The sequence below is a fragment of the Acidithiobacillus thiooxidans ATCC 19377 genome (assembly GCF_009662475.1).
Lineage (GTDB): Bacteria > Pseudomonadota > Gammaproteobacteria > Acidithiobacillales > Acidithiobacillaceae > Acidithiobacillus > Acidithiobacillus thiooxidans.
Genome location: NZ_CP045571.1, coordinates 1,843,698 through 1,870,000, shown reverse-complemented (window position 1 = coordinate 1,870,000; position 26,303 = coordinate 1,843,698). Strand labels below are relative to the sequence as shown.

Annotated in this window: 24 protein-coding genes; 8 read left to right on the top strand and 16 right to left on the bottom strand. The window is 50.5% G+C overall.

The window, feature by feature from the left end; genetic code table 11:
* Positions 1-15 precede the first annotated feature (15 nt).
* Complete coding sequence (gene parC, locus GCD22_RS09875; protein ID WP_031572102.1) at positions 16-2,337, top strand: DNA topoisomerase IV subunit A; 2,322 nt, start codon at positions 16-18, stop codon at positions 2,335-2,337.
* A gap of 166 nt (positions 2,338-2,503) precedes the next feature.
* A complete protein-coding gene (locus tag GCD22_RS09870) occupies positions 2,504-3,028 on the top strand; it encodes a hypothetical protein (RefSeq protein ID WP_226859367.1) in 525 nt (174 codons plus the stop codon).
* An 8-nt stretch (positions 3,029-3,036) separates the two neighbouring features.
* On the opposite strand, the gene GCD22_RS09865 is transcribed toward GCD22_RS09870, so the two are convergent.
* The 6 genes from GCD22_RS09865 to GCD22_RS09840 form a co-directional block, all read right to left on the bottom strand.
* Entirely contained in the window at positions 3,037-3,315 is a 279-nt protein-coding gene (locus tag GCD22_RS09865) for a YrhK family protein (RefSeq protein ID WP_031572100.1), read from the bottom strand.
* 65 nt (positions 3,316-3,380) lie between these two features.
* On the bottom strand, positions 3,381-3,851 hold the full coding sequence (locus tag GCD22_RS09860; RefSeq protein WP_237747432.1) for a lytic transglycosylase domain-containing protein: 471 nt from the start codon (positions 3,849-3,851) through the stop codon (positions 3,381-3,383).
* Positions 3,852-4,101: 250 nt separating this feature from the next.
* Positions 4,102-5,397, bottom strand: a complete 1,296-nt coding sequence (locus GCD22_RS09855) for a sensor domain-containing diguanylate cyclase (protein ID WP_226856158.1) — start codon at positions 5,395-5,397, stop codon at positions 4,102-4,104.
* A 135-nt stretch (positions 5,398-5,532) separates the two neighbouring features.
* A complete protein-coding gene (locus GCD22_RS09850) occupies positions 5,533-5,739 on the bottom strand; it encodes a DUF1289 domain-containing protein (protein WP_024893470.1) in 207 nt (68 codons plus the stop codon).
* Complete coding sequence (locus GCD22_RS09845; RefSeq protein WP_031570045.1) at positions 5,729-7,543, bottom strand: cation:proton antiporter; 1,815 nt, start codon at positions 7,541-7,543, stop codon at positions 5,729-5,731. The genes GCD22_RS09850 and GCD22_RS09845 overlap by 11 nt, the downstream gene beginning before the upstream one ends.
* A gap of 13 nt (positions 7,544-7,556) precedes the next feature.
* Entirely contained in the window at positions 7,557-7,814 is a 258-nt protein-coding gene (locus tag GCD22_RS09840) for a GlsB/YeaQ/YmgE family stress response membrane protein (RefSeq protein ID WP_215858229.1), read from the bottom strand.
* Between the two features lie 293 nt (positions 7,815-8,107).
* Here GCD22_RS09840 and GCD22_RS09835 point away from each other — a divergent pair, with 293 nt between their 5' ends.
* Positions 8,108-9,049: a sulfotransferase family protein gene (locus GCD22_RS09835; RefSeq protein WP_024893467.1), complete on the top strand. Its 942-nt coding sequence runs from the start codon at positions 8,108-8,110 to the stop codon at positions 9,047-9,049.
* Positions 9,050-9,059: 10 nt separating this feature from the next.
* Positions 9,060-9,884 (top strand): glycosyltransferase family 25 protein, encoded by an 825-nt coding sequence (locus GCD22_RS09830; RefSeq protein ID WP_024893466.1) that lies wholly within the window; start codon positions 9,060-9,062, stop codon positions 9,882-9,884.
* Between the two features lie 50 nt (positions 9,885-9,934).
* On the opposite strand, the gene GCD22_RS09825 is transcribed toward GCD22_RS09830, so the two are convergent.
* The 7 genes from GCD22_RS09825 to GCD22_RS09795 form a co-directional block, all read right to left on the bottom strand.
* Entirely contained in the window at positions 9,935-10,483 is a 549-nt protein-coding gene (locus GCD22_RS09825; RefSeq protein WP_031570048.1) for an HdeD family acid-resistance protein, read from the bottom strand.
* Positions 10,484-10,495: 12 nt separating this feature from the next.
* Complete coding sequence (glgP, locus tag GCD22_RS09820; protein ID WP_031570051.1) at positions 10,496-13,021, bottom strand: alpha-glucan family phosphorylase; 2,526 nt, start codon at positions 13,019-13,021, stop codon at positions 10,496-10,498.
* 89 nt (positions 13,022-13,110) lie between these two features.
* A complete protein-coding gene (locus GCD22_RS09815; RefSeq protein ID WP_024895148.1) occupies positions 13,111-14,031 on the bottom strand; it encodes a beta/alpha barrel domain-containing protein in 921 nt (306 codons plus the stop codon).
* A 123-nt stretch (positions 14,032-14,154) separates the two neighbouring features.
* On the bottom strand, positions 14,155-14,499 hold the full coding sequence (locus GCD22_RS09810; protein ID WP_024895147.1) for a hypothetical protein: 345 nt from the start codon (positions 14,497-14,499) through the stop codon (positions 14,155-14,157).
* Between the two features lie 52 nt (positions 14,500-14,551).
* Positions 14,552-15,379 (bottom strand): polyphosphate kinase 2, encoded by an 828-nt coding sequence (ppk2, locus tag GCD22_RS09805; RefSeq protein WP_024895146.1) that lies wholly within the window; start codon positions 15,377-15,379, stop codon positions 14,552-14,554.
* Between the two features lie 138 nt (positions 15,380-15,517).
* Entirely contained in the window at positions 15,518-16,597 is a 1,080-nt protein-coding gene (locus GCD22_RS09800; protein ID WP_024895145.1) for a cytochrome d ubiquinol oxidase subunit II, read from the bottom strand.
* A gap of 11 nt (positions 16,598-16,608) precedes the next feature.
* Complete coding sequence (locus GCD22_RS09795) at positions 16,609-18,057, bottom strand: cytochrome ubiquinol oxidase subunit I (protein ID WP_024895144.1); 1,449 nt, start codon at positions 18,055-18,057, stop codon at positions 16,609-16,611.
* Positions 18,058-18,327: 270 nt separating this feature from the next.
* Between GCD22_RS09795 and GCD22_RS09790 the strand changes: the two genes are divergently transcribed.
* The 4 genes from GCD22_RS09790 (at position 18,328) to GCD22_RS09775 (ending at position 21,992) form a co-directional block, all read left to right on the top strand.
* Positions 18,328-18,960 (top strand): SPOR domain-containing protein, encoded by a 633-nt coding sequence (locus tag GCD22_RS09790; protein ID WP_051690473.1) that lies wholly within the window; start codon positions 18,328-18,330, stop codon positions 18,958-18,960.
* A gap of 8 nt (positions 18,961-18,968) precedes the next feature.
* On the top strand, positions 18,969-19,688 hold the full coding sequence (locus GCD22_RS09785; protein ID WP_010638875.1) for a Crp/Fnr family transcriptional regulator: 720 nt from the start codon (positions 18,969-18,971) through the stop codon (positions 19,686-19,688).
* A gap of 364 nt (positions 19,689-20,052) precedes the next feature.
* Positions 20,053-20,532 carry a hypothetical protein gene (locus tag GCD22_RS09780; protein WP_024895142.1) on the top strand — a complete coding sequence of 160 codons (480 nt, stop codon included), beginning with the start codon at positions 20,053-20,055 and terminating at the stop codon, positions 20,530-20,532.
* A gap of 74 nt (positions 20,533-20,606) precedes the next feature.
* The gene (locus tag GCD22_RS09775; RefSeq protein WP_288010081.1) at positions 20,607-21,992 is read left to right on the top strand and encodes a sugar porter family MFS transporter; all 1,386 of its coding nucleotides are present in this window, start codon (positions 20,607-20,609) and stop codon (positions 21,990-21,992) included.
* A gap of 125 nt (positions 21,993-22,117) precedes the next feature.
* Here the strand turns inward: GCD22_RS09775 and atpC are convergent, their stop codons facing one another.
* The 3 genes from atpC to eno are packed head-to-tail and all read right to left on the bottom strand — an operon-like array spanning position 22,118 to position 26,294.
* Positions 22,118-22,633, bottom strand: a complete 516-nt coding sequence (atpC, locus tag GCD22_RS09770) for an ATP synthase F1 subunit epsilon (RefSeq protein ID WP_010638887.1) — start codon at positions 22,631-22,633, stop codon at positions 22,118-22,120.
* A 27-nt stretch (positions 22,634-22,660) separates the two neighbouring features.
* Entirely contained in the window at positions 22,661-24,970 is a 2,310-nt protein-coding gene (locus GCD22_RS09765) for a plasma-membrane proton-efflux P-type ATPase (RefSeq protein WP_031570059.1), read from the bottom strand.
* A 28-nt stretch (positions 24,971-24,998) separates the two neighbouring features.
* Positions 24,999-26,294, bottom strand: a complete 1,296-nt coding sequence (eno, locus tag GCD22_RS09760) for a phosphopyruvate hydratase (protein ID WP_024894599.1) — start codon at positions 26,292-26,294, stop codon at positions 24,999-25,001.
* Positions 26,295-26,303 lie beyond the last annotated feature (9 nt).

Genomic DNA, 26,303 nt, shown 5'->3' with positions numbered 1-26,303 from the left:
AGGAAGGAATCCCGCATGAGTAATACACTGGACTTGTTTGATGGCTTGAGTCCTGAGCAGGCATCCAGCCCGCCAAACGAGCCCCCGCTGCCGACTGCAGAGGGGGGGAACCCCGAAGACCCTTCGCCACCTCTTGCGGAATATGCCGCCAAAGCCTATCTGGCATACGCCATGAGCGTCGTGACCGGGCGCGCCATTCCGGCACTTGCCGACGGACAAAAGCCGGTGCAAAGACGCATTTTATATGCCATGCGCGATATGGGCCTGCAGCGTTCTCCCAAACACGTCAAATCTGCCCGGGTGGTGGGTGAGGTGATCGGCAAGTGGCATCCCCATGGGGACAGTTCTGTATATGATGCCATGGTGCGCATGGCGCAGCATTTTACCTTGCGTTATCCCGTGGTGGATGGACAGGGTAATTTTGGTTCTCTGGATGGTGATTCTGCTGCAGCCATGCGCTATACCGAAGCCAATCTGACCCCCATCTCCGAGTTGTTGCTGGGTGAGATTGATGAGGGCACCGTCGATTTCCGCAGTAATTATGATGGTACCCTGGAAGAACCGGTGACTCTCCCTGCGCGCCTGCCATTTTTGTTGATGAATGGTGCCTCCGGCATTGCTGTCGGCATGGCTACAGAAATTCCGCCCCATAATCTGCGCGAGCTGGCGGCCGTTTGCGCGCAGTTGGCAGCAAATCCGGAGACGTCGAATGACGCTATTCTTGCGCAGATACCCGGCCCGGATTTTCCCGGGGGAGGGCAAATTATTTCGCCACCCGAACAAATTCGTGAAGCTTATCTGTCGGGGCGGGGCAGTATTCGGGTGCGGGCCCGCTGGGAAGTGGAAAAGCTGGCGCGGGGTGAGTGGCGCATCAGTATTCATGAACTGCCTCCAGGCGTTTCCACGGCACAGGTGCTCTCGGAAATAGAAAATCTCTCCAATCCTCAGCCGAGGGGTGAGGGCAAGAAAAAAGCCCTGACGCCTGAGCAGCAGTCCACCAAAACGGCCATGCTTTCCCAGATAGATACGGTGCGCGATGAGTCCGGCAAGGATCACGCAGTGCGTATTGTGGTGGAACCCCGTTCCCGGAATCAGGACCCCCAGCAACTGATGACCTATTTATTGGCGCGCACTTCGCTGGAATCCAATCAGTCTGTCAATTTGACGGTGCTGGACCTGGAAGGCCGCGCACCCTGTCTGCCGCTAACGGCCATTTTGCGGCAGTGGGTAACTTATCGTCTGCGCACCGTTCGCCGCCGTAGCCAGTTTCGTCTGGACAAGACTTTGGCGCGTATCCATATTCTCGAAGGACGACTCCGGGTTCTTCTGGATATTGATGCCGTTATCCGGGTTATTCGGGAGTCCGATGATCCCAAAATCGACCTCATCCAGCACTTTGCTCTGACAGAAATTCAGGCCGAAGACATTCTTGAAATCCGTTTGCGGCAATTGGCCAGACTGGCTGGCATTGAACTGGAAAAAGAACTCAAGGACAAGCGGGATGTGGCCGATTATCTGGCTGGCCTGCTGGCGCACGAAGATCGCCTGAGAGCCTTGCTGGTTGAGGAAATCAACGCCTATGCCCAGAAGTTTGGTGATGACCGGCGCACTTTGCTGGAAGCCGATGTCGCCATAACCAGTAAATCTGCTCAGACTATTGTGGCCGCTGTGACCGATGAGCCAGTGACGGTCATCGTGTCTCGCAAAGGCTGGTTACGCAGTCGGGCCGGACATGGTATTGCCACGGAGAGTCTGAACTTCAAGGAAGGCGACCAGCTCCTGCAGGTTTTTGAAGTACGCTCTGTAGACCATCTGGTATTGCTGGATCAAAGCGGTCGCGCTTATTCTGTTCCAGTCAGTCAGATTCCCGGTGGCCGTGGGGACGGGGTCCCCGCCTCCAGTCAGGTAGATTTTCAGCCCGGAGCTTCCCTTCAGTCGGCGGCTTGTGGTCCGGCCGACAGTTTGTGGCTGGTAGCGAGCAGTGGTGCATATGGCTTTGTCACTGCACTGGAAAACATGGCCGGGCGCAATCGTGCCGGGAAAGCTTTCCTGTCTCTGGTTAAAGATGAGTATCCTTTGCCGCTGCTTCCTGTTTCTGATCTGTCTGCAGAAATATTGTGCGTTTCTTCAGATTATGCGGGATTGATATTTCCGCTGGCAGAAATCAAAAGCCTGCCGAAAGGGAAGGGGGTGAAACTGATGGCGCTGGCGCCCCAAGCCCATTTGCAAAGCCTTTATACTCATCCCGAGGGACAGACTTTGCCGCGCCCTATTCGTAAAAATCGCCTGGAGATTTGTCGCGGTAAGCGGGCTGGCAAGGGGCGTTCATTGCGCTAATGAAGAGCAGTCGTGCGCACCAATATAGTGCATTTGCATTATGGTGGTGCAACTTAATAGAAAACGATGTCGGAAATGCACTCGGTCCCGTCTGGAATGTTTCTTGCAGATGTATCAGCATGCCGACGATAAACGGCAGGTTTTTTTGCTGAATCAGGAGTCGATAATGTCTATAAAGGATTTGCTGCGCCGTGATCCCCGGTTGTCCGTCTTGCGTGATAGTTTGGGGGGCGAGCATACCTCGGTTTTTTACAGCTCGCTGGCGGATAATGTGAGTGCTGTGCACGACCCCATTACCGGAGCGGTATTTTTATCCCCGGCGCTGGTTCAACAGCCCCAGGAATGGAGGCAAGCGCTCCTGGCCAGAGAACTGGGGCGTGCTACAGCTCCCAAGCGCAGCAGAAGATGGCGTCTGGGAGTTACGGCTTTTCTTCTCTGTGTGATTCTGGATGTTGTGCTCATGCAGGTTCCTCTGGCAATGATGCCCAGGCTGCTTGACGCAGGAGTTGCCACCTTATGTTTCTGGTTGGCTATCTGGCAGTTTAGAGGCTTATACGCGCGAAACACCATTCAACAAACGGAGCAGCATGCCAGCGCATGGGCTCGTGATCGGGTTGAGAATTATGACGAACTGATCGCGCAAGCCACTGCGCGGCAAAGTATTGCGCGATATTTGCGGCCCGCTCGCTGAACGGGCAGTTACATATCCCAACTACCACTGGGTAGTTTCTGTAGGTGAATATGGCGGGCGAGCCGGATCACTGGTCTTATTAACAGTTCGGCGCTGCCAATCACAAAAAGCCAGACGCCAGCCGTTTCCATGGAAGGATAGAAGAAAAAGAAACTGCCTACCAGAAATAATATGCCGATCATGAAATCATTGGCGATGCTGATGGTTTCGTAGCGGTTACGAATCAATAATTCATCGTGACCCATGCAGATAGTGAAATTGCTGTTTGACTGACTGTTTTCTGGCAAGGTCCTCTCCTAATTAAGTTAACAATAAGTATTAATGTTAACATAGGCTGGCGTACAGACCGATCTCAAGCCGCCAGTGCCATCACCTGACGCGCATAAACTTTTGCCGGCATTGGAATATTCCCTTGGGCCACTGTGGTGGGTCCGGCATTATAGGCTTCCAGTGCCAGGCGCAGGTGTCCATGGAAAATCGCGAGCAGACGACGCAAATAGCGGGCCCCTCCCACAATGTTCTGGCGAGGCTTCCACGGATTGACATGGAGAATGCGCCAGGCAGTGCCGGGCATGAGCTGCATAGGACCAACTGCCCCAGCATAGCTGACGACGTTACTTGCACGACTTTCGACATGAATCACGGCGGCCAACAATTTGCGGGAAACTCCGGTTTGATTGGAAGCATACAGTACATCTTTACTGTAGACGCCAGCGAGCTTCTGCCATGCACGTCCCGTCAGGGGGTTGGCAAGAGCAGCAGAAGATTGTGGTTGGGAACTGTGTGAGCTTCGAGAACTGCTTAAAGTTATTCTTGGTTTCATTAGAGCTATATTTGCAGGGAGTCCGGAGATACTGCGCTGCAAAGGCTGCGGGGCAATAATAAACAAGAAGCTTAATCCGGCCGTCACTGCGACCACAAAAAGTTTTTTCAAATCAAAATAACCACATAGCTGCAAGGGCCATAGGTTATACAGGTTTTTTTTGGCGGACGCAAGTTTTAGCTGATGCTAATATGCTTGGGCGGATCCGATTATCAGACCCAGCCAGTCCGTTGTGTTTTCATTATCCTGATCATGATAAAAGCATTGCGACATGGGCGCCGCCATTCTGTTTGGCCTGATAAAGAGCCCGATCTGCTCGGGCCAGTGCCAGAGAAAATGGCAGGTCTTCTTCATGCAATTCGGTCAAGCCGATGCTGGCTGAGATGGAAACTTCATTATCGGAGAGTCTAATGCTGATTTTCTGCATTTTTTCCTGGATTCGTTCCAGGATTTCCAAGCCTTCTGTCATCGTACACTTTCTGAAAATGATCGCGAATTCATCTCCACCCAGGCGACCAAAAACGTCTGTTTCCCGAAGGGTCTCCTTAAAGAGTGATACAAAGACTTTCAGAACACGATCTCCGCTTAAGTGTCCATAGCGGTCATTGATGGGTTTGAATTTATCCAGATCAATCACGGCGAGCAGGCTATATTCTGGCTGTCTACGCAAATGCTTGATCAGGTGATTGGCTTTTTCCAGAAAGGCCCTACGGTTCAATATGCCGGTCAATTCATCAATGGTGGCGAGTCGATGTAGCTTTTCCTTAATAACGACCTGTTCGCTCACATCTCTGAATAGGCCTTCCATACCCAGAAACTGCTTATCCTCACTATAAATTGCGCTGCTGGTAATTTCGACATCCACAATATGCCCATCTTTATGTTTCAGGCGTGCCGGGAAGTTTTGAACTTTCCCATGTTTCTTAACGGCGGTGACGATATTTGCCCGTGCTTGTGGATCAAAATAGAAGCTGGAAGCAGGGAGGCCAATAACTTCTTCAGGTAAATAACCTAAAACACCTAAGGCTGCGGGACCCACCAAGGTCAGGTTTTGCTCACTGTCCGTTCGATAGAAAACGTCGAGCATATTTTCAAAAAGACGCTGAAAATTCTGCTCAGATTGGCTGATTTCATGTCCCATTTCTTCACTGAGCTCGGTAGCGGCCGCCAGAACCAGAGTATGCCCGGCAATTTCTATTAATGAACTGACAGATATGATGTGTTTGATTTTGCCATTGAGCGTGTAAACACGTGCTTCTGTAGGGTTGTTTTTAGTTTTTTCATCGTTGAGTATCTCAAGACGGTTAAGTATGCGTCCATGATCTAGAGGATGAATAAAAGAAGTGATATCCTTGCCCAAAAAATAATCTGAATTATCTCCATCAAAAAGTTTAACAGCGGATTTATTGACAAATAGTAACTTTCTGTTGTGTGTTAGTGCATGGGGTATCGGATGTTGCTGTAATAACTCCAATGCGGGGAAACTGTTTAAAATTTCCTGTATAGTCTGGGCGTCCAATTCATCTGGCTTCTCTGGATATTTCAATGGACTTTCGACTCCGCTTGGATAGGAAGCTTTTGTCAATACATGGTCTATCAGTAAAGACTATCATGAGAAATGCGGAATGTCACTATAAGTAAATGATAATAATGTATTATATTAATGCATCCAACACTCTGATTATAGATCCTTGGCTTTTCTCTGCTGATCCCACCAGCCATTTTTGCGAATGCGGTTCCAGGTAGCCGCTTTCTGTTCAGGTGTCATAGTTATCCACTGGCAAACCTCTTCAAAAGTTCGACCGCAGGATTTACACACGTCATCGCCCAGAGCGGTAGTGCAAAATCCCAGGCATGGAGAATCAGGTAGTGAGGAGTTAGTGGGCATCTTCAGTGGGAGCTACGTCAGGTGCAACCAGAGCCAGAATCTGATCGCCAGCACGCGGTTCAGGCTGGCTTTGGTCACTGTTTATAACTTGCAGTTTTCCATTTTTATGCAGTACAAATAATGCCAGAAAGCCTGCAGTAAATTGTTGCTGGTATTGTACCCATTCAAACTGCTCAGTCAGGCCGGTTGCTTTCAGGGTCCAGCCCTTTTCCATTTTATCCAGCAAAGAACCAGCGGTAGCGTCTTCACTGAAAAGATGAAGACGTCTATGTTGTTTTGCCGTGCGGTTGCGGGCACTGGTTTTGCGACTGCTGCCATCGGCCAGGGTAAACACAGAACGATGACCGAATTCGGGATCATAACGCAGTGAGGCGATCAGATTACGGGCGGCATCGGTGGATAGAGCCAGCAGATAACCAAATCCAATCAGGTTGAGTTGACGATCGGCGGCTTCTGAAACCGGGCTACCCAAAAAAGTATCCAGTCCTGCCATGCGTGCCGCCTGGATTTGTCGATATTCATCATCCACCAAAAGTGGCCGGAACCCCCATTCCTTGAGTTTTCCAGCAACGGCGATGGCAAATGCGTTGGCCCCCACAATAAGAATGCCACGAGGGTCTTTTTCAGAGACACCCAGAAGCCTTGCCATGGGACGCGCCGTAAAACTGGCCAGGAGTACGGTGACAATGATCAATGCGAAAGTCAGAGGCACAAACAAGTGGGCCTTGGGATAATTCAGTGCTTCCAGTTGCCCGGCATATACGGGGGCGCCTGCTGCTGCGACAATTCCGCGCGGGGCGATCCATCCGGTCATGAATCTTTCTTTCCAGTTCAGTTCCTTGCCATCGTAAGCCAGTAACACTTTGACAGGCTGGGCGATCAGTTGAATAACCAGCGTGAGCAGTACGCCGGAGATGATGACTTCTTTCAAGGCCAGCAGATTCAGGCGCGCAGCGAGGAGAATGAAAAGAATGGAGATTAATAAAATAGAGAGACTTTCTTTGAAATTAAGAATATTTTCCAAGGGGATATCGCGCATATTAGCAAGCCATACACCCATCAGGGTGACAGCAAGTAGTCCGGATTCGTGGGCGATTTGGTTGGCTGCAGCAAAAATAATAAAAACACTACCCAATGCCACTACGCCATGCAGATAATCGGGGATAGCTCTTTTTTTGAGTAACCATCCCAGGCTTTGACCAGCTAAAATTCCTAAAACAACACCTGCACCAAGCATTTTTAGAAAAACTTCAACGGCAGAATTGAGTCCAGTGGAGCCGTGATGGGCAATAATAGCTTCGAAAACCAGAACGGCCAGCAAGGCCCCAATGGGATCAATGAGTATGCTCTCCCACATTAATACATTACTGATACGCGCATTGGGTCTGGCTGCCCTTAACACCGGGCCGATGACGGTGGGTCCGGAAACCACCACAACTGCACCAAAGAGGATTGCCATGGTCCAGTTAAAGTCCGCAATCCAGTGAGTAGCTACCGCCAGTATCAGCCAACTGCTGATGGCCCCCAGGCTGACCATTCTGCGAATGACCGAGGCGAGGCCGCCCAGTTCTCGCAGGCGTAAATTCAGCGCGCCCTCAAACAGTATTACGGCTACTGCTAAAGAAATACCGGGAAACAGGAGAGGGCCAAATAGCTGGTCCGGTTGAATCCAGCCGGTGACCGGGCCGGCAATAATGCCAATACCCAGAAGAAATATAATGGCGGGTAGTTTGACCCGCCATGCCAGCCACTGGCTGGCCGCGCCCAAAATAACCAGCCCAGCCAGAATCAGCATGATGTTCATAACGTTTTATTTTTTAGAGTTTTTTGATGAGCTTGACGATAAACAAAAGAATAATGGCACCAATAAAGGCAACAATAATGGCACCGATAATGCCCGCCCCAAAAAGACCAATCAAGCCAATCGTCGTCAGGACGAATCCACCGATGAAAGCACCGATGATGCCGACAATGATGTCTCCGATAATGCCAAACCCCCGGCCTTTGATGAGCAATCCAGCCAGCCAGCCAGCGATTCCGCCGACGATGAGAAAAACAATAATGTTCATTAACATGGTTCAATCCTCTCTATTTGTAATATCGTCTTGTCAAACTAACACATAACGTGTTTCCAGGTCATTATAAGCATATACGAATTTTTTTATATTTTATAAACCGAACTTCGTTTGTTCTATAAAAATGGATTTTCATATTTCTTAACAATTTTTATTACGGCCATGTCTTATCTGGAGAGGCCTTGAGACCTTACACTGAGCGCTGAAAACTGGGACTTTAGCCTGTTTTCAGGTGGACCATATGTTTGTGGAGCTTTTTATATAAAACGTTACAGCATATAAGAGGTTATATAGTGATTGATGAGTTTTTGGAGCATGCTCCCAGCGGCCAACCAATTCAGAGAAGTATCGTAACGGTCATCGGCATGCATAGAAGTGGTACAAGTGCTATTGCCAAAGGTCTGGAGTGTTTGGGGCTCAATATGGGGGATGCTTTGATTGCGCCCGGTGAAGATAATCCGAGAGGCTACTGGGAAGATGCCGAGGTTTTGCGCATCAACAAGGAAGTTCTTGAACGTTTAAATATTGCCTGGAATGACACCCGGATTGTTCCGGAAGCTCTTTTTTTAGGTACGGCGCTGAAAGATCTCCATGATCAGGCTGAGAAGTTATTGATCAATCGCGCGGATCAATACACCATGTGGGGATTCAAAGATCCGAGAACTTTAAGAGTTTTGCCTTTCTGGCTGCATGCTGCAGAACAGTCAGGGGTTAATCTTCAGTTTGTCGTCGCCCTACGACACCCTTATGCGGTGGCGCTATCGCTGCAAAAGCGCAATGGTATCTCCCTTACGAGAGGCCAGTTGATGTGGGCGGCATATACCTTACCATTTTTACCGCATATTAAAAATTATCCTCACGTTTTTATTTCATATGATGATTTGTTGGAACAGCCAGCACTTGTTCTGGAAAAAATCTCTTTACATCTGGCACGTTCCATAGACGAGAATAAACTCAAAATTTATGTTGAACAGTTTTTAAGTCAATCCCTAAGACATCATTCCGTTGCGCTTAATGATGAAGAATATGCCAAAAATATGCTACCATTACTCGATAAAATATATCATATTCTAACTGCCATAAAACAAAATGAAAGTGTCGCCCAGTGGGTACTATGGGCGGAATGTTATGAAGAATACCAACGTTACCAAAGTATTCTTGAAGAGCTCGATGCAGAAAGCGATTATCACTGGAAACGGCGAGGAAGCTTCCTGAAGAGGTTGATTTATGGTTAGGAATAACAGTATGAACATCAAAACTGGGGGAATGATCGTTTCTTTGAAGAAATGTATGCCTCCCATTCATGTGATTTCCATGGCGAGTCACCCTGAACGCCGTCATCATATTTCAGCAGAAGCCAGGCGTTTGCAGGTACATTTAAATTTGTTTGAAGCTTGTGCACCTAGACACATTGCTGATTACCCCAATTCTTATGATCAAACGTACCGAAAAAAATATTTCGGATATGAAATGACCCCGGGCGAAGTTGGGTGTTTTATGAGTCACCGTTCATTGTGGCAACAATGCGCACAATCAGATGATGTGGCTTGGTGTATTCTTGAGGATGATGTAGTGCTAGGGCCCAACTTTGTTGAAAAAATTGCGCTCGCCATAGATACTGCTGGGGAGTGGGATATTTTGCGTCTGATGAGTGAACGTTGGGATCGGCAAGGTAAGCTATATCTTCGCGTGAATAATGAATTTCGACTGATGCGTTATGTTCGACAGCCACAGGGAACCGCTGCCTATCTGATACGACCAGACGCCGCCAAGGTACTACTTAAACATACTGAAAAAATGCGTGACGCAGTAGATAAGATGATGGATCAATACTGGTTGCATGGATTGCGCATGTTGGTTCTTGAACCTGCTCTGGTTTCTATTGATGTGAAGCTGCCATCCATTATTCAAGAGCGCGGTTGGTCTGCGGAGCACCGATCATCGCGGCCATTCTGGCGACGTCTACAAAGAGAGGTCAGGAATGGCTGGGAAAGTCTCTGCGCACGGAGTTATCTGTGGGCACAAACTTTCCGTAATCCAGTCCACGGATATTGGACGTTCCGCAAATGAATAAAATAAAAAAAGATTACTGATTGCCTAAAATTTGTGCAATATACTGTTTATCCGGGTTTTACATTGCGCAACATCAGCAGGATGATCCCATCAAATATCAAGTTGACGCCGACAAATATGCCGACCAGGATCAATGAACCCCGAGGCCAGGTGACCACGAAGAGAAGGGCAATGAAAATGTCGATAATACCACTAAAAATGGACCAGCCCCGACCATGTCCCGGATAGATTTTCATTTGCGTGAAATTTCGGTAGGCATCAATGATGAAATACAGAACGAACATCAAACCAATTGCCGCAATTCCTGCTTTCGGTAAGGCAATCATGATGCCCCCAGTGATAAAAAGCAGTAAGGGTTTCAGCCAGTCAGCCATTTGATGCTGGTGCATCTGGATGCTGTGCGCAATCCAGGTGAATCCGGCAATAATCAGCATAGCTGCAATAATGCCATCGGTGACTGCAGAAAGAATAATTGGGCTTAAAATTCCAAATATCCCGATAATGATTAATAAGATAGCTACAGGAACCAAATATTTACCGAACATTTTCTTTTCGGTTTCCATAATATTTTGTAGATCAGGAATGTTGGGATTCAATTTTTGTTCCTTTTAACGGTACCAGAGTATTTCCGCACTCTCCATGGGCACCAGGCAATTTTGATGGCAAGGAATGATGCGCGGAGTGTAGTCTGCCAAGTCACGATCAGCAGGGATGTCCAACGTGTAATTGTAACTGTTGACTGCTCCACTCAGTGCTTCACCACGCTGCATGGGAACCACTTCTAAAGGATATTGGTCACTTTGGTTGGCAAATAGTTCCACGCTGATAGATTCAGCATCCAGATCGTCCAGATAAACATGCAGTTCAAAATAATGGCGATTATTTTCGGTACGTACATGGAGATCGCCAAAATGCAGAAGGGGCCAGTGTTGGCGAATATTTTTTTGCCAGTTACAGATTTCCTCAATTCGACTTTTTTCGCTACGATCGGCGAGGAGGCGTCCAGCGGGTTCGTATAGGGTCGAGACATAATCGCGGAGCATTCGATTGCTGCTGTATAAGGGCGTAAGCCGACTCATGCTTTCGCGAATTTTCTGAATCCAGGCCTGCGGACAGCCGCTGGCATCGCGATCCTGATAAAAAAGAGGCACAATCTCGTTTTCCAATAAATGATAGAGAGTTTCTGCTTCCTGAATATCCCATTGTGGATCATCATCATGTTCGGCGCGATCACCGATAGCCCAGCCCGTTTCCGGACAATAGGCTTCAGCCCACCAGCCATCCAGTTCGGATAAATTAAGTCCGCCATTAACCAGTACTTTCATGCCACTGGTCCCGCTGGCTTCCCAGGGGCGACGCGGCGTATTAATCCATAAGTCGACGCCTTGAACCAGATGCTCGGCCACCAGCATGTCGTAATCGGCAATAAAGACAATATGATTGGCCAGCTCGGGATGTTGATGAATAAACAAGGTCCACTGCTGAATCATTTTTTTGCCCGCTTCATCCCGAGGATGAGCTTTTCCGGCAATGAGCAGTTGTACCGGGCGATGTGGATTGGTCAGTAATTGCCTCAGTCTGTCGGGATTACTCAAGAGCAGATTGGGACGTTTATAGGCCGTAAAGCGACGTGCAAAACCGATCGTCAGGGCATTAGGGTCCAATGCCAACGCAGCACGCTCTTGCTCCTCCAGCGGCGCGTGCGCCTGCGCCAGTTGTTGCTGAAGCCGTTGTCGCGCGAAATGAATGACCTGCTGACGGCCTTTGCTGCGTAATTCCCAGATCAAACTGTCGGGTGTTTTACGGAATTCTGCTGCGAGGTTTTGCAAGTCACCCAGCCAGCGCTGTTTACCGCAGCAGGAAGTCCACAAGGCATCTGCTTCAGCAGAGTCCCAGGAGGGCATGTGCACACCATTGGTGACATGGGTTACCGGAACTTCGTCCGCAGGCCAGCGTGGAAAGAGCGGCTGGAACAGACGTCTGCTGACTTCTCCATGCAGGCGGCTGACGGCGTTGACCATAATGCTGCCGCGAATCGCCAGCCAGGCCATATTAAATGGTTCTTGCGGATCATCGGGATTTTCCCGTCCCAGCGCCAGGATGGTTTCTACATCGACACCAAAAGCTTCTGGCGCTCCCGCAATGTAACGCGTCATTAATTCTGCCGGGAAACGGTCAAAACCAGCAGATACGGGGGTATGGGTTGTGAAAATATTACCGGCCCGAGTGCCATTGAGGGCACATTCAAACTGGGTGCCATGATCCTGCATATGGCTGTATGCGCGGGCCAGAATGGCAAATGCGGCATGCCCTTCATTGAGATGGCATATTTCGGGTTGAATCCCCAGACGGCGCAATAACAACCAGCCGCCGATGCCCAGACAGATTTCCTGCTGCAAGCGGGTTTCCGGGCCTCCTCCATATAACTCAGCGGTTATCCCTCGATCTGCCGGAGTATTCAGGGGATCGTTACTATCCAGCAAATACAAGGTTACCCGGCCTACCTGGGCTTGCCATGCGCGTAATATGACTTTTCGGCCAGGGAAGGGGAGTTGCAGGCGCAACCATTCTCCTTCGCTGTCACGCACCGGGGTAACCGGCATCTGGGTGGGATCGTTATAGGGATAAAATTCCTGTTGCCGACTGTTTTCATCCAGCGTTTGGCGAAAATAGCCCTGTTGCCAGAGCAGACCGATACCCAGCAACGGGATACCCAGATCACTGGCAGTTTTCAGGCAATCGCCGGCCAGGATTCCCAGCCCTCCAGAATATATGGGGAGGGCCTCGGAGAGGCCGAATTCCATGCTGAAATAAGCAACCTGCCGGAAGGAAGTCTGGGCGTAATTCTGTTCAAACCAGCTGCTTTGGGTTAATTGCTCCTGATGCTGCGCACTAAAAGCCTTGAGCTTTTCAATGAATGCTGGATTTTGCGCCAATTCTTGCAAGGTTTGACTACTGATATTTTGTAAAATTAACCAGGGATTGCGCGTTTGCTCCCAAAGTTCTGGCGCTATTTCGGCCCAGAGGGAGTCGGCGGCATGACTCCACGCCCAGCGCAGATCCAGCGCCAGCTCCGTCAGACCACTGAGCGATTCGGGCATTTGCGGAAGCAGATAACAGGGGGCAATAGTCACTCACTTTTCTCCGTTATGTCAGGGTGTTAATTTGCCGGGGGTGCTGGTGGGCATTCACAAACGCCAGCGGGTATGGCCCATCGGGTTGATTAAGACGCTTCTCCCAAAAGTTTTGCAGCTTCTTCCACGCTCTGATTTTTGACGACCAGGGCATGGATCGCCTGACAAAAGTGTACAGCATCCGGTTGACTGCGTTGATGGACATTTCGGCCTGTGGCACAGCCCTGGGTCCCACCAATATGTATTTGTGCATGCAGACGTTGCAAGAAGGATTCAGAGTCGGTTTCTGAGCCCCCGGCGCAAATGACCTGAGTACGTCCAGCTGCCGCAACGGCCTCACCCAGCAGGCGGGCATCCATGTTTCCCTGTGCATCCAAAGGTGGATTCACCTTCGCAAAATCAGCGCCGAGGCAGGCAACGAGGCCGCTGGCTCCGGCAATCATGTGCGGATCCTGTTCCTTGTCGCCTACAGCCTGTCCGCGCGGATAAGCCCAGATAACGGCCAAAAGACCCATGGCGTGGGCATCCTGGATAATGCGCGCGGCTTCGGTCAACATCTCGGGCTCATATAGTGAACCGGGATAGATGGTATAACCGACGCCTACAATTTTCAGGCCGGAGTGCCGGACAAAATCACGCACCTGGGCCATGCTCTGCCACTGCAAACTGGCCGGATCACGCTGGGCAGTTTTCACTAAATGGGTTTTGCTGTTGAGTTTCAGCAGATAGGGCACTTCAGGATAATCCATTCCATAGTGGCTGATCAGCCCCATCTGAGCCGCGAAGCAACCTACCGGTGCCGCACTGGCAATCCGAAAAAGATGTTCAGGATCAGCATCATCTGCAGCAACCTGACCTCCGACAAAATCATCATTCAGATGCTCGACCTTCTGGTCGCCCGCCATCAAAAAAAGACGCCCGCTTCCTTGCGTGGCGAGTTGGTAGTTTTCTGTCCAGCGTTTAGCGCTGTCTGTGGGGATACCCAAGGGAGGGTGCTTGAATTGAGACATGCCTGCTAACTCCTTTCATGGCTAAAAGGGAAATGCGGTTGACCTGATTATAGGAGATGGACGTGAATCGTGAGCGTTTTGGTCCATCTCGTTGCTGCAATGGAGTGCTTTGGCCTGAGAATTTTACTTGGTTGTATCTCGCTGCTTGGCCACACGGTGGCTCAGGACGGCAATTTCATGGGCAAGCAGGTATTGATCCTTGGTGACCTCCCATTCCCGAGCCTGTTCCGCATCGTAGCTTTCCGGATCACAGAGGGCAGAAAGTTGTTCACAGCTCATACTGTCATTCAGGAAACCAATCAGTTCAACAAGTTGATCGTTGCCGAAAACGCCCACGGCAGCATCCAGGGATAATCCTTCTTTTTTGCTGAGTTGTTCTGCTGCCGCAATGGTTGCCGCATCCAGGGAGTCCTCGTTTTTGAGGGAGAGGGCGCGAGTCAAAGCTGACGGTAAATCGATGATGGACATATTTCCTCCTGGGCAAAATCAAATGGGTAAAGTATTGAAGATGGATGTGTCATTATTCCTGGATCATCCCATTATCCAGATAAAGGGATTCATATTCAAAAATGATGGATTGGTCAGGAAGTACCCGCATTTCATCCTTGTCTGTGTAGGATAGCCGGCTCAAAAGCCCTTTGATGAGTTGCAACCGGGCTATCTTTTTATCATTGGCATTGACGATAATCCAAGGGGCGAAAGGAGAATGACTGCGGGCAAACATGATATTGCGTGCTTCGCTATAATCCTTCCAATGTTTCAAAGCTTTTTCATCAATGGGACTGGTTTTCCACTGTTTGAGTGGATCATCTTTGCGCGCTTCAAGGCGTTGTTTTTGCTCGTCGCGCGAAATATCCAGATAGAACTTGAATAGATGAATGCCGGAACGCACCAGCATCCCTTCAAAATTATTGACTTCGGCGAAAAACTCTTCGTATTGCTGGTCTGTACAGAATCCCATCACCTTTTCAACGCCTGCACGGTTATACCAACTGCGGTTGAAAAAGACCATTTCTGCGGCTGAGGGCAGGTGTTCTATGTAGCGCTGAAAAAACCACTGACTTACTTCCCTGTCCGAAGGCTTGCTTAATGCAACCACCCGGGTTTCGCGAGGACTGAGGTGTTCGATAATGCGTTTGATGGACCCATCCTTGCCGGCTGAATCCCGACCTTCGAGTATCACCAGTATTTTTTCATTTTTACGAATAATATCTCTTTGCAACTTGACCAGCTCAATCTGGAGGGCCCGCAGTTCTGCCTTGTAATGGGCTTTTTCATCAAGATGATTTTTTTCGTGCGCATCATCTTGAAGTGACCGCATCGTACTATTTTTTTTATTCCTGGACATCTCAGGACTCCTGTTTAGTTTGTGTTGCCAAGGTAAAAGTAAATTATACCTGATCATTATAGAACATTTTCATACGATTATGTGAAGCTAAAAAAAGGGGCCTTGCGGCCCCAAACGGAACATCACCAGGGAAATGACTTAATGACTTTCATAACCGGCCAGATGGGTGATGCGCTTGCGAAACACCCAGATCTGATAGATGTTGTAAGTAATCATGACCGGCACGAATCCCGTCATGAACAGGGTCAGGATGGCCAGGTCATTAGCCGGATTGCCGCCCTGACTGATGGTCCAGGTCTGCGGAATGATGTAGGGGAAATTGGTGGCCCACATCCCGCCCCACATGAACAACACAATGGCGCCACACCAGAGCAGTGCGGCGAAATCACGGTGGGCTGCGTGATTGCTCATCATTTTGTAGGCAGAAATCAGGATGGCAATGAGCAAAATCAGCCAGCCGAACCAGCCGCTCCCCGTCCACTTGGCGGCATCGGGCATGATCGCGTAGGACCAGATCAAGGTGATGACTACCGCCGCCAGCGCCAGGAAAGAAAACAGAGTGGCAGACTTGTGAGCCTTCTGGTAGATGGGATCATCCTGCTCAAAACGGGCACAAAGGTACAAGGTGCCTGCCAGACCGCCGGCGATCAACGCCCCAATGCCTGTCCAGATGCTGAAAGCAGAAAGAAAGCTCAGGGCGTTGCCGGAAAAGTGCGGAACCGTATTCACAAACGGGTCATTGGCCACCTGAATGCCTTGCGCGTTGCCGGTATTCATCGGAAAGCCCAGCAAGGTAGCTCCAAGTGCAATCCCCGCAAAAAGGGCCGCGACCAGACTGCCAAGGCCAAACATGAAGCCCCAGAATTTGCGGCTGCTTTTGGCGTGGACATGAAATTCAAAGGCCACCGCCCGGGAAATGATGCCCCAGAGCGCAAACATCAACGGGATCATCAGATAATTGAATGTGGACCCATAAACCAGAGGAAAGGCCCCGAAAATCACGCCACCGGCCACCACCAGCCAGGTTTCATTGGCATCCCAGGTGCCCGCCATGGAGGACATGACGGCCGCCCGATCATTCTCGTTGTTGAGGAGCAGGGAAAATACGCCGGCCCCCAGATCCGCGCCGTCGAGAACAATATAAATGACGAAGAAAACCCCTAACAAAATCCACCAGAATGTACTTAAGGTGCTATGAATGCGAAATATTTCATGCATGGTATCGGTCCTCAGTTCAGCTTGTTCATTATCGGTTTGGCGAAAGTCGGCTTGGCAATTCCGCCACCGGATGGATGGGCATCATGATCCGAAGCACCAATGACCGGGCTGGTCATATCGGGTCCTTTTTGGATAACCCGGGTAAAGAAGTACCAGGCACCCCCCCAAACCATCAGTTCGAAAATGATGTAGCCAATCAGCCAGAAGGATTCAGCAGTGACTCCCATATGGCTGACACCCTGCCAAGTCCGCATCAGGTTATAAACAACCCAGGGCTGACGGCCTATTTCACGTGTCCACCAGCCGGTCCAGACGGCGAGATAGGGCAGGAATCCACTGAACACCAGCAGACGCAGGAACAACGGATTCTTACGCAAATGTTCTGCAGTCAATTTCCCCCGCAAGCGCAACCAGTTACCCCAGAGTGCCATGAAAAACAGGAAGAAGCCGATGGCGACCATCACCCTGAAGGCATAAAAGGGCACCCAGACATTGGGTCGATCATTCGGAGCAAAATGATCCATACCGGTGACTACTCCGTCCCAGGTATGGGTTTCGAGCAAGCTGAGAACATGAGGAATCTGGATGGAGAACAGATTTTTTCCTGCTGAAACATCTGGAATGGCAATCAGATTCCAGCTGGTGTTGGGCTTACCATCAGGCAGATAGGTGTGGAAATGGCCTTCCATGGCCGCGAGAGAGGTGGGCTGGTCGTGTGCCACTTCCCGACCCAGTTCATCACCAATAAAAATCTGCAGCGGGGTGATGATGATCAGTGCCAGCAAAGTCGGCTTCAAGAGTTTGGTAAACAAATTGGCCTGGCGATTTTTCAAAATAAACCAGGCGCTGACCGCCGCGAAGAAAAACAGGGCTAATTCTACGGTAGCTACCCACATATGCGGGAAGCCGATATTAAAGTTCGGGTTAAAAATGGCTTGCCACCAGTTGGTGACCTGAAACAGCCCATCTTTCAGTTGAATTCCGGTGGGAGACTGCATCCAGCCGTTGGCGACCAGAATCCACATGGCTGAAAGACTGGATGAAAGGGCCACGTTGAAGGTTGCAAAAGCATGCATGCCCTTGCCGATTTTGCCCCAGCCAAAAATCATCAGGCCAATGAAGCCGGCCTCGTACATGAAGGCGGTGATGGTTTCAAAGCCGAGAATGTTTCCGAAAAAAGGGCCAACAGCCTGGGAGAAAGGGCCGTACAAAATGCCGAAGGCCATTTCCATGGTCACGCCCGTGGCCACACCAGCGCCGAAATTGACGATAAAAAGCTTTTCAAAGAAGCGCTGCAGGCGGTACCAGTGTTCATTGCCGGTCTTCAGCCAGGCCACCTCCAGAAAAAATAGCAGCCAGGACATGCCAATGGTCACCGGAGTCCAGAGAATATGCATGGAGGTGATGAAGGCAAAATCGAGGCGACTGAGAAGCACGGGTAAAGTGTCTTCAATAATCATAGTTGAATCCTCGTGAACGGTTGTTTTTAGGTGTTACTACCGGGGATAAAAGCATCTTTTGTTCCTGACTGAATTGCTCGGATATGAGTCATATAAAAACATGGTCTTATATTATTATGTAATGATGCGTCGGTTGCTTTTGGTTTATTTCACCCATGATGAATTGGTTTATATCAACCGCATTGGTTTATATAAACCAGACTCTTCAAGCTAGGCTTGTGCCGATCAAAATTGTAGTATGGGCGTACCTTGCTGAGCTGCGGAGCGCGGGTGAACCGCCAAAAACACATGAAAAATACAGATAATGTCGCCAGACCGACCCGGGAGATGCAGACCGGGCGCATGCGCTTGGGTGTGCTGATTTTCATTATTTTTTTGCTGGTCATTTTGTTGTTTGTTTCCTTTATCTGGAAATCTTCGGCTGTTTCCGAACCTGGAAAAGTCAAAATGATCACTTCAGATTCCACCAGTGTATTCCTGACCTTGCCGAAAACGTCTGCCCCGACCGGTTCAGCAGTATCCACAGCCAAAACGCTGTTACTGACTTCGGCAACCCGTTCTCCTACTTCACCGGTGTCCGCAGAGTCATCTCCGGGCCCTGCCAACGTTGCGTCAGCTGTTCCCGCAGCCGTTAAACCGGTACCCATTCCCCATGCTTGTCAGCAAGCCGGTTGGTATGTGCAACTGGGTGCTTTTGGAAAAGTCACCATGGCTGAACAATTGCTGCAAGAAGTCGATAAAGTGGGTGTCAAAGCCTGCGTGGGGACGCTTTCCGTTAACCACCTGTTTCGGGTGCTGGTGGGGCCGCAATCCAGCAAAAGCGAGGCAGGATCAGCGGCCACGGGAATTGGCAAAAAATCCAGGCAGAAGGGTGCCTATCCACAGTATTGGGCTACTCAATAAATGGGTTCATGAACAGCGAAATTGCCAGCAAACGTTCTGATTGCCTGCAATGTCGCATGCGCGACCAAAGTATATTTGCAGGACTGAATACCGAAGAACTCTGCAGTCTGGGGATGGAAGTGCAGGATATAGAGGGTCGGCAAGGGGACGTTCTTTATCGGATGAAAGAACCTGCTCGATATGCTTATACCTTGCGAAATGGTGCGGTGAAGCTGGTATGTTCTCTGGAAAGTGGTCAGGACGTTATCGTTCGTTTACTCCATCACGGAGATCTGCTTGGTTTTGAAGGCATGCAGGGAGAACATCATCGCCATAGTGCTATCGTTCTTGCTCCGAGTCAGCTCTGTCGACTTGATCTGGCAGAACTCCAGCGCTTGTCGGAACGTCTGCCCAAAGTTCGGGCGGCCATTTTGCAGCGTTGGCAGGACGCCCTGCAAAAAAGTGAAGAACGGATTATTGAGCTGGGCGCTAAACGGGCCGAGGCCCGGCTGGCGACTTTTTTACTGCAATGGGCCCGGCGCTATCCGCAGTTACGCAGTTTGCCTTTCCCGTTAACGCGAACAGATATCGCCGCCTTTCTGGGGCTATCTACCGAGCATGTCAGTCGGATTATGGCAGATTTTAAGCGTAAGGCGTTGATTCAGGAGCAGGGCAGTCAACTGGAAATCTTGAAACCAAAAAGTCTTGCGCATATTGCCGGCCTGTCTGAAGCGCATAAACCCGACTAAATCAGTCAAAATTGATTTTTATCAATGCCGCTTTGTGGTGACTGCAGGATACTTACCACTAAGTAAGTTCTGATGATGATATGTTCACCAGATATCCAATCCTTTGATGTAGCTGTCCCGATGAACCTAACGGCAGTTGCCGTGGATGCTTTTCAGCGACTTTTGTTCTGGGCCGTCGTTGTTCTTGGTGAAGTCCTGCGCCCGTCAGGAGGAGATGTTTGAGCCCGTAGGGCGAGTTCTCTCCTGACAGCAGGATGAGCCTTAGAACAACAGGCAAGGAACAATGGAGCAAAAAGCACCCACGGCCACTACCGGTAGAATGAATCATCTGGGCGGCGACATGCTTAATTTAAGGAGTATCTATATGTTTTCAAAACAGAATATGCATGTTGGCATGCGTGGGGCTGGTCGTGATCCTATCAGGGCTGCTCGTCATCAACATGACCAGAGTGTTTTCCATCGTCTTCTGGCACTGCATGATGATATTCAGCGTGATCTGGAAATGTTGCCTGATGGGATTCGCTCGCGAACCCGTTCACACAATCCGGAGGTGGTGGCTTTATTGCACGATCATGTCCCTGCGATGAAACAGCGCTTGCACGAAAATTTTGGCCTGCGCTTTTGGGATCCGGCTTTTGCCGAGCTCTTTGCTCAACATGACAAAGTGCATATGGAAGTCAGCCTGCTTCCAGATGGTGTGATGATTGAAGAACGCAGTGATGATCCCAATGTGGTGACCCTGATTCAGGCCCACGGACAGGTGATTAATTTGTTCGTGGCCCATGGTGAAAAGCAGGCGCAACAGGAAAGCCCGTTGCCGGCAGAGTACCTCCGGGTTTTATAGGGTTTGCTGTATGCTTTATAATTGCATTGCCAGCGTTCAGCGGATTATCATGTAAAAAGATGTTTTAAACTACAATAAGCTCTCATGAGGATATTCGTCGGATGAGTATGACAGAGGCCAATCAGCCCAAGAAAGACTGGCGATTTATTTTGATTGCAATTGTTGCCGGGCTCGGTGGATTACTCTTCGGCTACGACACAGGTGTCGTAGCTGGCGTTCTCTTGTTTGTGAATCAAGTTTTTCACTTTGATGCAAGCATGAAGGGGTTGTTTGTTGCAATCGCGTTAGCTGCTGCCGCCGTGGGCGCAGCATTTGCCGGAGCACTTGCAGATGCTTTTGGACGTCGTGCCGTACTGATTGTTGCCGCCGTTCTTTTCTCAGCAGGTGCAATTTTATCTTCAGTAGCTGGGACCATACCTATTCTCTTCCTTGGCCGGGTTATGGTAGGAGCCGCCATTGGGGTTTCTTCCATGATTACCCCTCTGTACCTATCAGAGATCACAGCGGCGCACTGGCGCGGCGCGATTGTAACCATCAATCAATTTTATATTACGGTTGGTATTTTTGTATCGTATCTGGTTGATTATATGCTCTCTGGAACCCCAGATGGCTGGCGATGGATGCTGGGGCTTGGTTCCGTTCCCGGACTTATTTTGCTTGGGGGGATGATGGTCCTGCCGGAAAGTCCTCGGTGGTTGGCGGGGCGTAATTTTATAGAAAAGGCGACGGCGGGACTTCGTTTTTTACGGGGACGTCAGGATGTATCCGAGGAACTTGGGGATCTACATCGCGATATTGTTGAGGACAGCCGTCGGGCAGCGCCGTGGTCGTTACTTCTGACACGTAAAGTTCGTAAGCCTCTGATTATCGGAGTCGGTCTGGCGGTTTTTCAACAAATAACGGGTATAAATGTTGTTATTTATTTTGCACCAACCATTTTCCGGGATGCCGGTTTATCCTCCGCTTCCGGTTCTATTCTTGCCACTGTGGGTATTGGTGCCGTCAATGTGATCATGACAGGCGTCGCAATGCGGTTACTGGACACCGCTGGCCGCCGCAAAATGCTACTTTTGGGTCTGTATGGTATGCTGACCAGTCTTGTTTTTATTGGTACTGGATTCCTGATACAGCTTCACGGCCCACTAACTTATATCATCGTGGGCATGGTTGCGATTTTTGTTGCTTTTTTTGCTATTGGCCTCGGACCCATTTTCTGGCTGATGATCTCTGAGATTTTTCCGCTCGCTATCCGGGGTAGGGCCATGAGTATTGCAACCGTCGCCAATTGGGTCTCAAACATGGTGATTTCCGGCATATTCCTAGACTTGTTATTGATCATTGGACGCGGCCCTACTTTCATGTTTTATGCGGCAATGACTGTTTTGGCGATCTTGTTTACTCTTTGGATTGTACCAGAAACAAAGGGAAAGACACTTGAACAGATCGAAGATAGCCTCTAATGTGAAAGAGATGGGATAATAGACACAGGAGATCCTATGCAGGCTGCCGGATTTTTTCTTGCGTAAAATTTTCATATAATTATTAACGATTCAATCTGATAAGTGGTCATTTCCCAACGCAAGATTCAGTCTTCCAGTGTTTGTACATTAATTTCAGGGACACCTTCCAGAGGAGGGCGTTCCCAGTCGTATTCCAGCTTTTCATTTCCCTGGCTTGCCTGTTGATATTTTTGAAAGGCCCTGAGCTTGGCTAGTTCACTTTGCAAAGCCAATTCAGCGGCAACAAAATCCATTTCTGAAGCCTTACGCTCTTTCAGGATACGCTCAGCGGCGCTGATACGATTTTGGCTGAGTTTGGGATCAATATCGCTGACGCGTAGTCCGTTGTTGGCCAGAACCGTCACCGTTTCGTGCTGAACTTCTACCATTCCGCCTTCAATGAAAAGAATTTCCGGCGGCCCATCAAAGGGGGTGATGCGTAATTCACCAGCCCGGAGAATGCTGATTAATGGCGCATGACCGGCCAAAATGCCCAGTTCACCCAATTCACCAGGCACAACCACAAAAGTGGCTAGACCGGTATAGATTTCGCCATGCACATCGACGATCTGAAGCTGAAAATGTCGTGACTTTGCAATCATAGTATTCCCGGGCTCCCAATAAAAAGCTTAAGCATGCGTCAGTTTTTGTAGCAGAGGAACTTTGATCTGGTCCAGCAACAGCGTATAGACAACAGTCGCTCCCAGCAGACAAAGCACAAAAATCCAGGGGATTGGGGCCATCAACCAACCCATGATGGCCAGAATGCTGACAATCATAATATCTACCAGACTGGCGACGCTGAGGAATGTTCCGGGGCGGGATGCCCAGAGATGACCGCGCTCGCGGACCAGAAACACATTAGCCAATCCTGAGAATACCAGGCCGAGAAAATCCAGGGTCTGGATTGAGGGGGTAGGCAGATGGAGACTACGGCCTACAGCATAGACCGCAAAAATATAGATGAGCCAGGCGATGGCGACAGCGAGAGAGGAAAAGACCAGGGTCCGGATTGCCCAGCGATCCGGCTGGGGTGAGGGACGGACGTTATCTTCGGCCAGGGACATGGTCACGAAATCGTTGGCAAAGAGCAGGAGCAGCACGAGCAGGGGAGTGACCACAAAGCTGCGGAAAAGTAAAAATCCGAGACTCAGAAACAGGGCAACCTGAAAGACTTTGACAATTTTGTTCAGGGTATAGGTGAGCATGCGTTGATAGACGCGACGGCCGGTGATGACCGCCTCCAGTACGCCTTGCAGTCCGGGGGTGGTCAGTACAATGCTGGCAGCGGCCTTGGCCACATCGGTGGCACTTTCCACCGCCACTCCCATTTCCGCCTGCTTGAGTGCGGGGGCGTCATTCACCCCATCGCCGGTCATGCCGACAATCCGGCCCTTTTTTTGCAGCCCCTGGACCAGATGGAACTTGTCGGCCGGGAAGACCCCGGCATAAACCCCACAATCTTCGGTGATTCGCCCCCGTTCGCAGACTTGACCGTCAATCCCGAGAGTGCTGGCGACGCTTTGCGCGGTCTGGACGCTGTCTCCCGTGACCATCCGAACATGAACACCCAGTTTCTGGAGTTGTTGCACCACGTCTTTGGCATCAGGGCGGATAGGATCTGAAAGAGCCAGCAAACCGAGAAAGCGCGGCTGACTATCTGGCCCTGCCGCGACCGCCAGTACCCGCGCACCGCTGGCAGCCAATTGTGCGGTGCGACTTTCCCAGTCTGCATCCTTGCAGAGCCTGGCGATGATTTGCGGGCTTCCCTTCATGGCGCGCCACTGATTGCCATCTTGGGTAAAAGTGCCTTCAGAGCGCTTGCTGGCCGGATCAAAAGGCACGAACTGCGCACGGGTTGGCGGACTGATCTGCCTTTTGGTGCTTTCCTGGAGAATGGCTAAATCAATGGGATCCTGAGTAGAACTGTCACTGGCCAGGGCGGCCATGCGCAGCAAATCTTCTTCTTTGACATCGGGCCAGGGCTGAATCTGACCGAGGCTGAGACAATTCTGAGTGAGGGTGCCGGTTTTATCACTGCACAAATCGTTCATGGCCGCTGCCTCTTCCACGGCGGCCAGGCGGGTCACCAGCACTCCGCGATGGACCAGATGCAGGGAAGCAATGGCGGTGGCGAGGGTGAAGGTGGCGGGCAGGGCGACGGGCACCGAGGCGACCAGCAAAATCAAGGCGAAGGGTAAAATGTTGGCGAGCGGAATGTGCTGCACCATGGCATAGGCGAGAATGGCGAGTACCAGCAGAACGTCCATGGCGACCAGATAGCGGACAATGCTGAGAACCAACTCTTCCAGATGGCTTTTGGCACCCGCGCCACGGACCAGTTCGGCGGTTTTACCGAAATAGCTTTTGGCCCCGGTAGCGGTGACCTCCCCACTGGCCTCCCCGCGTTTCACGATGGAGGCGGAATACAGGGTACTGTCTGCCGTGCAATCGACGGGCATGGATTCTCCGGTCAGGGCGGATTGATCGACCAGGACATTGCCATCTGTCAGGTGCAGATCGGCGGGAACAATATCCCCCACGCGCACATGCACCAGATCGCCCGGAACCAGTTCGGCGGCCGCCAGAGTCTGCCAGTTGCCATCCCGGCACACCCGGGCCTGAATACGCAGGCGTTCACGGAGAAGGGCCAAGGCGTTTTGGGCTTTGCGTTCCTGGCTGAAGCCCAGTATTCCGTTAAAAAGTAAAAGCAGAGCGATGATGATGGCTTCCGGCCACTTGGTCAGCAGCACCTCCAGAACAAAGGTGGCTTCCAGCATCCAGGGAACCGGTGCCCAGAATTTGTGAAGGAACAACAGCCAGGTTTTGGGCGCTTCTTCGACTACGGCATTGGGTCCGTATTGTGTCAGACGTTTTTGCGCCTCGGCACTGCTTAGCCCGCTGCAGGTATGAATGGAAGAACCGGATTCAAGAGTCATGACTGCTGTTCCTCGTGTATCAACTGTTTTATCCACGTACCGGCCGAACAAAAGCCTTTTTACCGGCAAAACTGGCGGCTGTGCCCAGTTCTTCTTCAATCCGCAGTAACTGGTTGTATTTGGCCACCCGTTCACCCCGGGCCGGTGCGCCGGACTTCAGGTGACCGGTGTCCAGGGCCACGGTCAGGTCAGCAATGAAATCGTCGGTGGTTTCGCCGGATCGATGCGAGACGAAAGCTCCCCAACCATGGAATTGAGCCAGCCGGGTGGCGGCGATGGTTTCGGTGACTGTGCCAATCTGGTTGAGCTTGATCAGCGTTGCATTGGCAATGTTGTCTTCAATGGCCTGAGCAATGATTTTCGGATTGGTGCAGAAAATATCATCGCCCACCAGTTCGATGCTGCTACCCAGTTTTTCATTGAGTAGCTTCCAGTTTTCCCAGTCGTCTTCGGCCAAACCATCTTCCAGCAGAACCACCGGGTAATTACGGACGATTTCTGCATAATAATCGACCATTTCCGCGCTGCTGAGAGCCCGGTTTTCCGTGCGCAGCTGGTATTTTCCGTCTTTGAAGAATTCCGAAGAAGCCGGATCAATGGCGATGCCGCAATCTTTTCCGGGTTCAAATCCGGCACGGCGGATGGCCTCGACAAGCAGGTCATAGGATTCATGATTGGAATCGACGGCGGGGGCAAAGCCGCCTTCGTCACCGACGCCGACGGAAAGATGTTTTTCGAGGAGCAGGGCCTGCAACGCATGGTAGATTTCCGCACCCCAGCGGAGCGATTCGCGGAAGCTGTCAGCCCCATAGGGAACCAGCATGCATTCCTGAAAATCAGCCCCCTGCCAGTGCGCATGGACGCCACCATTCAGCACATTAAAACAGGGCACAGGCAGGCGGGTAGCACCGGGTCCACCCAGGTAAGCATACAGCGGCAGGTCACAATAATCAGCGGCGGCTCGGGCGCAGGCCATGGACACGCCGAGAATGGCATTGGCACCGAGCTTGCTTTTGTTATCCGTGCCATCCAGACCGATCATGGTCTCGTCAATGGATTTTTGATCGCGCACATCCAGATCCTGCAAGTCGGGGGCAATGATCTCCTCAATATTCTGAATGACCTGGCGGACGCCTTTGCCACCAAAACGAAGGGTATCGCCGTCACGGAGTTCCACCGCTTCCTTGCTGCCGGTGGAAGCTCCGGAAGGGACGGCGGTGCGGGCGTGTTGCCCGTTGCTGAGATAAACTTCCACTTCTACTGTGGGATTACCGCGAGAATCCAGAATTTCGCGGGCGATAATGTCTTCAATCAAACTGTCCATAAAACACTC